This window comes from Nocardia sp. Tas62D01 (assembly GCF_055232035.1).
On sequence record NZ_JBUYUZ010000001.1, the window covers coordinates 6,131,795 to 6,144,368 of the forward strand.

General features: G+C 67.2%; 11 protein-coding genes and 1 pseudogene. 8 read left to right on the forward strand and 4 right to left on the reverse strand.

Translation table 11 applies throughout. The features are described 5' to 3' along the window. The first annotated feature begins 190 nt into the window (after positions 1-190). The 7 genes and pseudogenes from ACV7NQ_RS29210 to ACV7NQ_RS29240 all read left to right on the forward strand — a co-directional run bounded on the left by ACV7NQ_RS29210 (position 191) and on the right by ACV7NQ_RS29240 (position 7,914). Positions 191-970, forward strand: coding sequence for a class III extradiol ring-cleavage dioxygenase family protein (locus ACV7NQ_RS29210; RefSeq protein WP_463362536.1), 780 nt, complete (start codon positions 191-193; stop codon positions 968-970). Beyond that, positions 967-1,896, forward strand: coding sequence for a tRNA (adenosine(37)-N6)-dimethylallyltransferase MiaA (miaA, locus tag ACV7NQ_RS29215; protein WP_463362537.1), 930 nt, complete (start codon positions 967-969; stop codon positions 1,894-1,896). The genes ACV7NQ_RS29210 and miaA overlap by 4 nt, the downstream gene beginning before the upstream one ends. Then, complete coding sequence (locus tag ACV7NQ_RS29220; RefSeq protein ID WP_463362538.1) at positions 1,893-2,732, forward strand: TrmH family RNA methyltransferase; 840 nt, start codon at positions 1,893-1,895, stop codon at positions 2,730-2,732. The genes miaA and ACV7NQ_RS29220 overlap by 4 nt, the downstream gene beginning before the upstream one ends. A gap of 58 nt (positions 2,733-2,790) precedes the next feature. Further along, positions 2,791-3,672: a diaminopimelate epimerase gene (dapF, locus tag ACV7NQ_RS29225; protein WP_463365865.1), complete on the forward strand. Its 882-nt coding sequence runs from the start codon at positions 2,791-2,793 to the stop codon at positions 3,670-3,672. A gap of 210 nt (positions 3,673-3,882) precedes the next feature. Then, positions 3,883-5,295 (forward strand): annotated as a pseudogene (gene hflX, locus ACV7NQ_RS29230) (GTPase HflX); the annotation flags it as partial. 285 nt (positions 5,296-5,580) lie between these two features. After that, entirely contained in the window at positions 5,581-6,600 is a 1,020-nt protein-coding gene (locus ACV7NQ_RS29235; protein ID WP_463365866.1) for an alpha/beta hydrolase, read from the forward strand. A 168-nt stretch (positions 6,601-6,768) separates the two neighbouring features. After that, positions 6,769-7,914: an acyl-CoA dehydrogenase family protein gene (locus ACV7NQ_RS29240; RefSeq protein WP_463362539.1), complete on the forward strand. Its 1,146-nt coding sequence runs from the start codon at positions 6,769-6,771 to the stop codon at positions 7,912-7,914. Between the two features lie 304 nt (positions 7,915-8,218). On the opposite strand, the gene mftF is transcribed toward ACV7NQ_RS29240, so the two are convergent. Both mftF and mftA read right to left on the reverse strand, forming a co-directional pair. After that, positions 8,219-9,544 carry a mycofactocin biosynthesis glycosyltransferase MftF gene (gene mftF, locus ACV7NQ_RS29245; RefSeq protein WP_463362540.1) on the reverse strand — a complete coding sequence of 442 codons (1,326 nt, stop codon included), beginning with the start codon at positions 9,542-9,544 and terminating at the stop codon, positions 8,219-8,221. Positions 9,545-9,703: 159 nt separating this feature from the next. Continuing rightward, entirely contained in the window at positions 9,704-9,817 is a 114-nt protein-coding gene (gene mftA, locus ACV7NQ_RS29250) for a mycofactocin precursor MftA (RefSeq protein ID WP_463362541.1), read from the reverse strand. 379 nt (positions 9,818-10,196) lie between these two features. On the opposite strand from mftA, the gene ACV7NQ_RS29255 reads away from it, so the two are divergent. Next, positions 10,197-11,696 carry a WS/DGAT/MGAT family O-acyltransferase gene (locus ACV7NQ_RS29255; RefSeq protein WP_463362542.1) on the forward strand — a complete coding sequence of 500 codons (1,500 nt, stop codon included), beginning with the start codon at positions 10,197-10,199 and terminating at the stop codon, positions 11,694-11,696. An 18-nt stretch (positions 11,697-11,714) separates the two neighbouring features. On the opposite strand, the gene ACV7NQ_RS29260 is transcribed toward ACV7NQ_RS29255, so the two are convergent. Together ACV7NQ_RS29260 and ACV7NQ_RS29265 are read right to left on the reverse strand one after the other, a co-directional pair. Continuing rightward, complete coding sequence (locus tag ACV7NQ_RS29260; protein ID WP_463362543.1) at positions 11,715-12,098, reverse strand: FCD domain-containing protein; 384 nt, start codon at positions 12,096-12,098, stop codon at positions 11,715-11,717. Then, complete coding sequence (locus ACV7NQ_RS29265; protein ID WP_463362544.1) at positions 12,077-12,418, reverse strand: GntR family transcriptional regulator; 342 nt, start codon at positions 12,416-12,418, stop codon at positions 12,077-12,079. The genes ACV7NQ_RS29260 and ACV7NQ_RS29265 overlap by 22 nt, the downstream gene beginning before the upstream one ends. Between the last annotated feature and the right edge of the window lie 156 nt (positions 12,419-12,574).

Consider the following 12,574-nt stretch of genomic DNA (forward strand, 5'->3'; position numbering starts at 1 on the left):
TCGACGTCCTCGCACGGGGGATTCCCAGGGAATCCAACCCGTGATGACCTGGGTTGTAGCACCTCGAACACTATCAATCTCGGCCAAATTTGCGGCAGAGACACTCGAAGCCGACCAGGCGTGAGGTGGGTCGGGGGATCGGTACCCCGGGGCGCGACCCACCGCCGCGGCGAACGACTACGGTTACGGCGTGTTCTCCATTGCGGCCCTGGTCCCGTCGCCGCCGATCCTGGTGCCCGAGCTCTGCGGCGGTATTGCGCGCGTGACCGGGTCGGATCCGGTCGCCGCACCCGCGATGCTGCGTGCGGCCGCACTGGAGGCGGTGAGCGCGTTGTCGGTCGCGCATCGCTGGATCGTGGTGGGTACCGGCGCGGCCGATCAACATTTGCCGGCGGACGCGCTCGGCACTTTCCGCGGCTTCGGCGCCGACGTGCGGGTCGCGCTGTCGGATCAAGCCCTCTCGACAACGCTCGGCGCCGACCTGCCGGATCCGGAGTTGCCGCTGCCCGCGTTGATCGCTGGGTGGTTACGGGGACAGGTCGCACCGACGGCCGTCGCCTCGACTCGGATAGTCGGTGCGGATACGCCGACCGCGGACTGCGCCGAGGTCGGTGTCGATTTGCGCAACGAGCTGGACAGCGAATCCGAGCCGCTGGGAGTGCTGGTGATCGCGGACGGCGCGGCCACCCTGTCCACCGCCGCACCCGGGTATCTCGATTCGCGAGCCACCGCCGTCCAAGAAGACCTCGATCGCGCGCTGGCCGCGGGCGACCGTGCGGGCCTGCGGGCCCTCGATGCCGCGTTGTGCGCCGAACTCGCGATGTCCGGCCGGGCCGCCTATCAGGTGCTGGCCGGGCTGTTCGCAGACGACCCGGCCGACCCGATCGTCGAAACGCTCTACCAGGACGCACCGTTCGGCGTCGGCTATCAGGTCAGCGTGTGGCGTCCCAGGCTGGGTGACGCGCCGTGACGAACCCGATCACCCCGATCGCCGTCGTCGGCCCCACCGCCACCGGCAAATCGGATCTCGGTCTTGACCTCGCCGAACGGCTCGACGGCGAAATCGTGAACATCGACGCGATGCAGCTCTACCGCGGCATGGATGTGGGCACCGCCAAACTCGCCCCCGCCGAACGGCGTGGCATCCCGCACCACCAGCTCGACGTGCTCGACGTCACCGCGACCGCGACCGTCGCCGCCTACCAGGCTGCTGCCAGCGCCGACGTCACCGCGATCATGGCCCGCGGGCGCACCCCGATCATCGTCGGCGGCTCGATGATGTATGTCCAAGCGCTGCTGGATGATTGGGAGTTCCCGGCCACCGATCCGGAGGTCCGCGCGCGCTGGGAGAGCCTGCTCGCCGAGCAGGGTCTCGTCGCGGTGCACGAGGCGTTGCGGGCCGCCGACCCGGCCGCTGCCGCGACCATCCTGCCCACCGACGGCCGTCGGATGGTGCGCGCACTCGAGGTCGTCGAACTCACCGGCCGCCCGTTCGCCGCGTCCGCGCCCGCCATCGGCACACCGCGCTGGGACACCGTGATCATCGGTGTGGATCGCGAGACGGCGGAATTGGATTCGCGCATCGAACACCGCACCGCGCTGATGTTCGACTCCGGACTCGTCGATGAGGTGCGCGACCTGATCGATCATGGCCTGCGCGACGGCGTCACAGCGCGCCGTGCCATCGGCTACGCACAAGTCCTGTGCTACCTGGACAACGAATACGACCTGACCCACGCGCAGGAACGCACTCTGATCGGCACCCGGCGCTACGTCCGGCGGCAGCGCTCGTGGTTTCGCCGCGATCCCAGGGTGCGCTGGGTAGATGGCGCCGACCCGGAGTTGGTCAGCACGGCGCTGTCGTTTCTCGACGACAAAGAACGGACTCCGCAGTGACGAGACGTGTGAGTACCCGCAACGCTTCGGTCCAGGTCTGGCAGGCGTACCTGAACAACCGCACCAAGCGCCACCGCGACGGCCGCTTCCTGGTGCAGGGCGTGCGCCCGATCACCCAGGCGATCGCCAACGACTGGCCGCTGGAGACCATGCTCTACCGGCTCGGCGCGCCCGACCTGTCGAGATGGGCGCGGGAACTCCTCGAGACCAGCGGGGTGCCGCAGGTCGGTCTGGTCCCGGAGTTGATGGCCGAACTCGGCGAAAAGTCCACCGGCATACCCGAATTGGTGGCGGTCGCGGTATCGCGGCAGCCGGAACTCGACACCTTCGAGCCCTGCGAACCCGGTGACGCCGCACCGCCGGTCGTCGTGGTCTTCGACCGCCCCAACTCGCCGGGCAACCTCGGCACCCTGATCCGCTCGGCGGACGCGTTCGGAGCCGGCGGCGTCATCGTGACAGGCCACGGCGCCGACCAGTACGACCCGCAGGCGGTGCGCGCATCCACCGGCTCGCTGTTCGCCATGCCGGTGTTCCGAGCCGCGGGGTCCGCGCAGGTGCTCGAATTCCGGGACCGGCAAGTGCGACGCGGCATCCCCACCCGCATCGTCGGCACCGACGAGGATGGCGCGAGCGCGGTGTTCGACCACGATTTCGCCGAGGCCACCATCCTGGTGATCGGCAACGAGACCAGCGGCCTGAGCGCGGCTTGGCAAGAGGCATGCGACGACATGGTCTACATCCCGATGGGCGGTACCGCCAGCTCGCTCGGGGCGCCCTCGGCCGCGGCGGTCGCACTGTACGAAATTTCCCGCCAGCGCAGGACGTTTGTCAGATGACGCAGGCGAGAGCAGGGTGGGAGCACACACAGAGCAGGGAGACGTGAACGTGTCGGACATCGAATTTTCGAAGGGGCATGGCACCCAGAACGACTTCGTGGTGCTGCCCGATCCGGATGTTCGGCTGGAATTGACCAGGGACCGGGTCGCTGCCCTCTGTGACCGTCAGCGTGGCCTGGGTGCCGACGGCGTCCTCCGGGTCGCGCGTGCCGGTGCGCTCCGTGATGCGGGAGTGCTGGCGGAGCTTCCCGAGGGCATCGATGCCACCGACTGGTTCATGGACTACCGCAATGCCGACGGCTCGATCGCGGAGATGTGCGGCAACGGCGTCCGGGTATTCGCGCACTACCTGGCGACGAGTGGGCTGGAATCGCGCACGGAGTTCGCGGTCGGCAGCCGGGCCGGCGCGCGCCCGGTCACCGTGCACGCCGCCGATCCGGTCAACGGCGATGTCACCGTGGGCATGGGTCCGGTGCGCGAGCTGGGCGCCTCGACCGCGACTATCGCGGGCTGGGCGTTTTCCGGAGTCGGCATCGATGTCGGCAATCCGCATCTCGCGTGTGTCGATCCCGGCCTGTCCGCCGACGGGCTGGCCAAACTGGACCTGACTGTCTCACCGGGCTACGACCCCGACCTGTTCCCGCACGGTGTGAACGTCGAGATCGTCACCGCGCTGGACGCCGACAATTCCGTCGACATGCGCGTCTATGAACGCGGCGTCGGCGAAACCCGTTCCTGCGGAACAGGAACCGTCGCAGCCGCGGCCGCGGCCCTGGCCAACGCGGGCTTCACCATAGCTACCGACAGCGGCGAAGTGCGGGTCCGGATCCCCGGTGGTGAGGTCACCGTCACCCTCCGCGGCGGCTCCGCGGAGCTGCGCGGCCCCTCGGTGCTGGTCGCCTCGGGCCGCATCGCCGGGGAGTGGTGGCGCAGTCTCTGAGACTCCGCCGACCGCCGATCGGCGTGGCGTCACATAATCCGAATGCACCTTGTTGCCACATCGTGGGACCATGGACGTTGTATGACGAAACAAGAGACGTATGAATTCACGCTGGCGGCCGACGACGACTTCGAGGCCGCCGATGAGGCGACTTTCGACACCGATGGCGACGACACCACAGGCGACGTAGTAGCCGAGCATCGGGCGCGCATGGCGCGTTCGGGCTGGACCCGGGACTCGAAGTCCGCGGACCCCACGGTCGGCGAGATGCAGCTCGACGAACGTAGTTCACTCCGCCGCGTCGCGGGTCTGTCCACCGAGCTCACCGACATCACCGAGGTCGAGTACCGGCAGCTGCGCCTGGAACGGGTCGTGCTGGTCGGCGTCTGGACCTCGGGTAGCACGGCGCAGGTCGAGGCGAGCATGGCCGAACTGGCCGCACTCGCCGAGACCGCGGGCTCTGAGGTGCTCGAAGGGCTGATCCAACGCCGGGACAAGCCGGACCCCGCCACCTACATTGGTTCCGGCAAGGCCGACGAACTGCGCGCCGTGGTGCTGGAGACGGGTGCGGACACCGTGATTTGCGATGGTGAACTGACCCCCGCGCAGCTGACCGCGCTGGAGAAGGTCGTCAAGGTCAAGGTGATCGACCGGACCGCGCTGATCCTGGACATCTTCGCCCAGCACGCCACCTCCAGCGAGGGCAAGGCGCAGGTTGCCCTCGCCCAGATGGAATACATGCTGCCGCGACTGCGCGGCTGGGGTGAGTCCATGTCCCGGCAGGCCGGTGGCCGCGCGGGCAGCAACGGCGGTGTGGGTCTGCGTGGCCCCGGTGAGACCAAGATCGAAACCGACCGTCGCCGCATTCGTGAGCGAATGGCCAAGCTGCGCCGCGAGATTCGCGAGATGAAGACTGCTCGCGACACCAAGCGGGCCCGCCGCAGTTCCAGCGGCATCCCGGCGGTGGCGATCGTCGGCTACACCAACGCGGGCAAGTCCAGCCTGATGAACGCGCTGACCGGCGCTGGACTGCTGGTGCAGGACGCGCTGTTCGCCACCCTGGACCCGACCACCCGCCGTGCCGACTTGGACGACGGCCGCGAGGTCGTATTCACCGACACAGTCGGTTTCGTGCGGCACCTGCCGACACAGCTGGTCGAGGCGTTCCGCTCCACCCTCGAGGAGGTCACCGGAGCCGATCTGCTGCTGCACGTGGTCGACGGATCCGATGCGCTGCCCGCCGAACAGATCAAGGCGGTCCGCGAGGTGATCACCGACGTGATCAAGCAATCCGGCTCGGCCGCGCCGCCAGAACTGCTGGTGGTCAACAAGATCGACGCGGTCGACCCGGTGGAGCTCACCAGGTTGCGGGCGATGCTGCCCGACGCGGCCTACGTGTCCGCGCACACCGGGGCGGGCATCGATGAGCTGCGAGCGCGGCTGGCCGACGTGCTCGGCGGACTCGATGTCGAGATCAGCGTGCTGCTGCCGTACGCCCGTGGTGATCTGCTCGCCCGCATCCACGCGGACGGCCGGATTACCACCTCCATCCACGAAGAGGTTGGCACCCGGGTCCGGGCGCGGGTGCCGCATGCGCTGGCCGCCGCGTTGTCGGAATACGCCCATGCGGGATCGTCCGGCGACCCCGAGACCAACGGGCTTCCGTACCAACGGGCTTCCGTAGAGGAACTGTCGGGCACAGGTCTGATCGCCACCGGGTGTGACGTCACGCTCACTATGAACGTTGTGTGAGCGTGTACGGCCCACCGGTCAGCGGACGGCGGTTTCCTCCTGCGTTGACGGCGGGCTCCAACATGCGCTATTAGCAAATTCTCAGCAATCGATTGCTACGGTGGTCCAATGCGTTGGAAACGGAGGCGAGCTGCGGTAGCGGCGAGTGCGATAGTGATGTTTCTGGGGGCTCCCGCCGCATCGGGCGGAATTGCCAGCGCCACGGCGGCAGCGTCGGATCCGATCATCGCCTCCCGATCGCTGCTCGCCTCGCCTCGGTCCTCCGACGGGTCCCGGATCGACAGCTTCACCATCGAGGACGACCGCAACATCAAGCTGCAGGTGTACTCGGCCGCTATGGACAAGAACATCGAGGTCGACGTGCAGCGCCCCGCCGACGCCGCGACGCCGCGTCCGTCGCTGTATCTGCTCGACGGAGCCGGTGGCGGCGAGGACAGTGCGACGTGGCAGAAGCAGACCTCCGTGCTGAAGTTCCTAGCCGACAAGGATGTGAACGTCATCCAGCCGGTCGGCGGCGCGTGGAGCTACTACACCGACTGGCGCGCACCCGACCCGGTGCTCGGGGTGAACAAATGGAAGACCTTCTTCACCGAGGAGTTGCCGCCGGTGGTCGACGGCGCGCTTGGCGCGAACGGGACCAATGCGATTGCGGGCCTGTCGATGTCGGGCACCTCGGTGCTGCAGCTCCCTATCGCTAAGCCCGGTCTGTTCAAGTCGGCCGCCGCCTACAGTGGCTGCGCCCAGATCAGCGATCCGATCGGCTACAACCTCGTCAATACCGTGGTCGCGGCGGGCGGCGGCGACTCCAAGAACATGTACGGCCCGCCGAAGGACCCCATGTGGGCCGCCAACGACCCGTACGTGCACGCCGACCAGTTGCGCGGCGTCGACCTCTTCATCTCCAACGGCACCGGCATCCCCGGCCAGTGGGACACCCTGGACGGCCCGCACGCGCTGCCCGGTGTCGGCGGCCTGGCGAACCAGGTGACCGTCGGCGGCGCCCTCGAGGCCGCAGCCGACTACTGCTCGCACAATCTGCAGACTCGCCTCAACCAGCTCGGCATCCCCGCCACCTACGATTTCCAGTCGGTGGGCACCCACTCGTGGGGCTACTGGCAGGACGCGCTGGAGACGTCGTGGCCGGTCCTCGCGCAGGGTCTCGGCCTACCGGCCTGACCTCCAGCGTTTGCCGGGAATCTCGCTCGGCTCCGCGAATCATCGCCGCCAGTCCAGGTGAGACAACAATTTACAGACGCGAAGTAAACTGTGATTCTCATTCCGGGTACCGTATGTGACAACGACGGGTCGGCGTGGACCGGCCGGTGTGGTCACTAGGAGGTTGGTGTGGAGCGCACAATTTTCGAACCCGAGCATGACTTGTTCCGGGAGTCGTTCCGCAAATTTCTCGATCAGCATGCCGCGCCGAACCACGCGAAGTGGGAAGAGCAGGGCATTGTCGATCGGGATGTCTGGCTCGAGGCCGGTAAGCAGGGCTTCCTCGGCATGGCCGTACCGGAGGAGTTCGGTGGCGGCGGGGTCAAGGACTTCCGCTACAACGCGGTCATCACCGAGGAGTCCGTCAAGGGCCAGTACTCCGGCCTCGGCTTCGCGCTGCACAACGATGTGATCGCCCCTTATCTGCTCGAGCTCGCCAACGAGGAGCAGAAGCAGCGCTGGCTGCCCGGCTTCTGCGCGGGCGAGGTCATCACCGCCATCGCGATGACCGAGCCAGGCACCGGCTCCGATTTGCAGGGCATCAAGACCCGCGCCGTCCGTGACGGCGACGACTGGGTCATCAACGGCGCCAAGACCTTCATCACCAACGGCATCAATGCCGACATCGTCATCGTGGTCGCGCAGACCGATCCCGAGAAGGGCGCCATGGGCTTCAGCCTGCTGGTGGTCGAGCGCGGCATGGCGGGCTTCGAACGCGGCCGCAACCTCGACAAGATCGGCCTCAAGGCGCAGGACACCGCCGAACTGAGCTTCACCGACGTGCGCGTCCCCGCCGCTAACCTGCTCGGCGAGGAGGGCATGGGCTTCATCCACCTGATGCAGAACCTGCCGCAGGAGCGCATGTCCATCGCCGTCATGGCCGCCGCCGCGATGGAAGCCTGTCTGGACATGACCATCCAGTACGTCCGCGATCGCAAGGCATTCGGCAAGCCCATCGGCGCCCAGCAGAACACCCGCTTTGTCCTCGCCGAGCTGGCCACCAAGACCACCGCCGTCCGCGTCCTGGTGGACCGCTTCATCGAAGACCTCAACGCGGGCAAACTCTCGGTAGAAGACGCCGCCATGGCCAAGTGGTGGAGCACCGAAGAACAACTCGACCTCATCAACCGCTGCCTGCAGTTGCATGGCGGCTACGGCTACATGAAGGAATACCCGATCGCCAAGGCCTACATGGACGCCCGCGTCCAGACGATCTACGGCGGCACCACCGAAATCATGAAGGAAATCATCGGGCGCAGCCTGAAACTATCCTGATATCAACTGGTTTCGAACTCCAGCCGGCAAAGGTCTCCAAGATATTGTCGAGGCTGGTCGAAAAGATCGGCGGTGTGGTTTCGGCCATGGTCGCCGTTCGTGACATCATCGACGGCCTGTACCGGGCACTTCCCGGACCAGGTCGGCACAGCGGCCTGCAAGAGAGCGCATGACCTTATGCTCGCCAGCTGGGTGATACACGTGCTGATCGGCGAATCGGCAGGTATGCAGGAGCGGGCCGCGCAGCGGCGCGGATAGGCCGGCCGGGTTCGATTGGAACGCGCCTTGTACTGCGTGGATCCGGTCATCGCGTCATATCGTGAGATCGGTTGCGGCGGGGCAGGAGTGGTTCGGCGACGCCATGCCGCAGACAGCCCGTCCACACGCCCAAGCCGTAGGCGAGGTCTCCGGCGATGTGCGGCAATGGGTTTCGTCCGCGGACGAGGTCGGCGGCTACGGCCGAGAGGACGGCCGCGGCCAGCACTGCCCGCCCGCGGCGGCTCGGCAATGCCGTCGGCCACCACACCCGCCGCATCGCGTCGGCGACCTGGCGTACGAGCCCGAGTTGCCCGGCAACCGCGACGGTGACCGCGGTCCGCGCTGGAATGCCACGGCGATGGAGGCGGTGCGCCGACCGTCCGGCGGTGACGAGTCCCGACGCCGCTGCGGTCACCGGATGCCCGGTGACCGCCAGCGCGCATTGGACGGCGAACACCTTCGGCAGGTAGGCGCAACCCAGCAGCCCCGGGTGCCGGACTGCCAGTGGAGCAGCCGAGGTGCCGTAGTCGAATTGCTGCCGCAGCCATGCGCGCACGGTGGCGCGTGGTTCGTGCCGGACAATCGACAATGGTTGATAGCGAACGGTTTTTCCGGTGGCCAGTAGTCGCCACACCAGGTCGACGTCCTCGCCGAAGCGCAGGCTTTCGTCGAATCCGTCGATGAACTCCAGGGCCGAGCGGCGGACGACGAGTGCGGCGGTGGGGACGTAGCGGACCCGCCCGTCGTGGCGCACTGTGGCCGGATCGCGTCCCATATCCAGGCTGGATCGGTGGGCCTCGAATCGCCCGGCCATTCCGTTGGGCAACGACCGGATCCGGGGCGCTACGGCGGCCACCGACGGATCGCCGAACAGCGGGAGCACCTCGTCCAACCATCCGGGATCGGGGATGGTATCCGAGTCCAGAAATGCGATCAGCGGTGTCTCGGCACGTCGCCATCCGCTATTCCGAGCCGCCGCCGGCCCATACGAATCATAATGGCGGACAGTTGCTTTCGAAATCCGAACGGACGATCCGTCGTCGACGACGATGCGATGGGGCAGGTCCGCGGTGGCGGTCAGCAACCGGTCGAGGCCGGCCTGATTGTCCTTCACCGGAACGACAACGGTCACTTCGTTGTGCGTAAGGGTCCCCCTGTCCGGGACGGGGTGCATGATTCCGGCGTCCAGCATCCGGCGGGCCAATGCCTGCTCGCTCGGCCCGTGGCCGACAGGCGCACCGGCCAGCCACGAGTCGACTCGCGCGATCCCGGCCGGGCCGAGGCGGAGTAGCCGCATCGGTGCGCCTCCGAGCAGGATCCGGCCGCCCTGAAACAGGCGTACTCGAGTGTCCAGGCGCAGCCGTACAGTCATGAAATGTCCTGTGCCGCTGGGCTAATGGAGCCCCGCGACGGGACGATGTCGACGTAGAAGCCCTGCATCCGCTGCAGCTCGTCAGTGCGCCGGATTCTTCGGCCGCAGCGACACCGACGCCGCCAGGTGTACGGGCGGGCCGGGTCGAAGGGCGCGGTCTCAGTAGACACCGCACATGCCGTCGATCGAGACATCCTCCACCAGCAGGTCCGTTTCGATAGCGCTGTCTGCGTCGGTGTGGGTCGCGGTCGCGTGGGTTTCCGTTTCGCTCATGATGTGCTCCCGGGTGTCGGAGGGCGGATCTGTGCCCGACACCATAATGTCACCGAGTGTCGAAATAGCTGCGATGACCGCCCAGCGAACGCAGGACTTCGACGAGCGGCTGCGGGAGTTACACGTCCTTATCCGGGGTTTGCGCAGAATTAATCTGCTGAGCACGCGATTGTGCCCGATAGCACCTGGCCGACAACTAAAGTCGGTGACGCGTCTTCGACACGGACACCGGCGTCACCTGATGAGCGGAGCGGCTCGAACGGTTCTGAGCGCCCGCAGATACCGACAGATCGTCAATGCGTTGCGGCACCATCACGCCCCACCCCATCGAACCGAGTCAGCAGTCTGTCCTGACCCCAGCGACACCCGCGGAGACCTCATGACCCATGCCGACCTGAAACCCGCCCGCCACCTGGACGTCCGCATCGTGACGCCGGGCCAACTCGCGAGCGGCACACCCGCCGACGCCGCGGCCCCGGCAGCACCGTCACAACGGATTCCGCTGTCGAGCGATCAGGGGCCGTCCCGGCAGCTCAGCTCGCTCGATGTCCTGCTGCTCAACGCCGAATCACCCACCATGCTGTTGCACGTCGGGTCGGTCACCCTGCTGGAGCCACCCGCCGCGGGCAGTGCGTTGACCGTCACCGCATTGCGGGAGTTGATCGCGAGCCGCCTCCACCTGATCGCACCCCTGCGGTGGCGACTGCGCACCGTTCCGCTGGGTCTCGACCTGCCCTATTGGGAAGACTGCGACACCATCGACCTCGGGTATCACGTGCGCGATACCCGCCTGCCCGAGGGTTCGACCGACGTGGCGCTGGCCGACCTCGCCGCCCGCCTGCACGCGCAGCCGCTCGATCGGAACCGGCCGCTGTGGGAATGCCACGTGATTTCCGGGTTGGCGCAGGGCCGCCAGGCCATCTACACCAAGGTGCACCACGCGCTGATCGACGGCGTGTCCGGGGCGGAGGTCATGGCCGCGGTCTTCGATGTCGTCCCCGAGTCCCGGCCGGTGCCGCCGCCGCAGGACGGGGTCCGGTTGGGACGAACTCCCAATCCCGCCGAAATGCTCGGCCGCGGCATCGCGAACACGGTGACCCGCCAGGCCGATCGGGTGCGCCTGCCGTTGCGCGTGGGACCGATGCTGCCGAACGCGCTCGATGATATGCGCAAGGTGAATCCCGCGCTGCCGGGTAACGGCCCCAACGGCACCGACCGGTCCTTCGCCTTCGTCTCGCTATCTCTTGACACCGTCAAGCAGGTCAAGAACAGCTTCGGCGGTACCGTCAACGACGTCGTTATGACGTTGTGCGCCTCCGCATTTCGCCGCTGGCTCCTCGATAACGACGTATCGGCCGACGAACCCGCCGTCGCCGCGATACCCGTATCGGTGCGCACCCCGGAGCAGTGCGGCACCGCGGGCAACCAGTTCTCCATCATGTTGTGCGAACTACCTATCGGCGAATCCGATCCACAGCACCGGATGAAACTAACCCACGCCGCGATGCTGGCCGCCAAGGAGCGCTTCAACGCCACCCCACCCGCCCTGCTGCACTACGCCACCGCGGTCCTACCGCAGATCCTGCACGGCCTGGCCACCCGGATGCTGCTGCGCGCCGCCGCACCCGCACTACCGCTGGCCAATATGGTCATTTCCAACGTGCCAGGACCACAGATCCCGCTCTACGCGGGCGGCACCCGAGTAGCCGCGAGCTATCCCATCTCCGTGCTCACCGACCTATCGGGCCCACTCAACATCACCGTCATGTCCTACAACGGCCACCTCGACTTCGGCATCCTCGCCTGCACCGACACAATTCCGGACGTCTGGAACATCGCCACCTACTTGAAAGACGCCCTCGCCGAACTCATTCAATAGCCGCTCCCCCGGAAGCGGCTATGCAACCGTGCCCGCGTCGGTCCCAGATCCACAGCTGCCAGCACGGCATCGGCGCGGACCCGACCGGATCGGTATCCACGGTGACCGTATAGTCGCCGTCCCACGCCCGCATCCGGCGATCACGCTGTCGAGGTGGGCACGCACGGCCTGTTCGGCGGTGGCCGGATCACCCGTGATCACCGCCTCCGCCACCGCGACGTGTTCAGCCAGGGAGACCTCCGGACGCCCCGCCCGCAGCGACAGCTGGAACTGATGCCGCACGATCTGGGCATTGAGCTTGCCGATCAGATCCGCCGCGGTCAGCTGCCCGGCGATGTCGGCGAGTGCCGTGTGCAGTTCGTGGTTGAGACTCGAGTACTTCAACGGCTCGCCGTCGCGCACCGCCGCCGTGAGTTGATCGACGTAGCTGCGCAGTGGGCGTCGGCCGGTCCCACGCGCTCGGCAGCCTTGGCTGCGATGAGCCCCTCCAGCACCTTGCGGCATTCCAGGATCTCGATGGCCTGCCGGCGGGAAACCGTGCGTACCCGGGCGCCCCGATTGTGGATCCGCTCGATCAACCCCTCGGCGACCAGTTCATCGATCGCGGCCCGCACACTGCCCCGCGTCACGCCGAACTGTTCGACGAGCTCCGCCTCGACCAGCCGCTGGCCCGGCGCGACTTCACCCCTGCCGGATGGCGCGGCGAAGTTGTTCCACCGCAACGGCTTTGCCTTGCGTTCCCCGTTCGAGCTCGTGACTCTCCGGCACCGATACCGTCCTGGCAATAGGCGTGGCGACTGTATTGTCCCAGCGACTTCACAGAGTGCACACCCCGAGCTCGCAGCCCGCTCCCCGAGGCTGAAAGCAGTTTTCGAGGA

Bases quoted from the DNA above. Each gene is read 5' to 3' on its own strand.
- ACV7NQ_RS29235 (WP_463365866.1), top strand. From the start codon at position 5,581: ATGTTTCTGGGGGCTCCCGCCGCATCGGGCGGAATTGCCAGCGCCACG.
- mftF (WP_463362540.1), bottom strand. From the start codon at position 9,544: ATGACTGTACGGCTGCGCCTGGACACTCGAGTACGCCTGTTTCAGGGC.
- mftA (WP_463362541.1), bottom strand. From the start codon at position 9,817: ATGAGCGAAACGGAAACCCACGCGACCGCGACCCACACCGACGCAGAC.
- ACV7NQ_RS29255 (WP_463362542.1), top strand. From the start codon at position 10,197: ATGACCCATGCCGACCTGAAACCCGCCCGCCACCTGGACGTCCGCATC.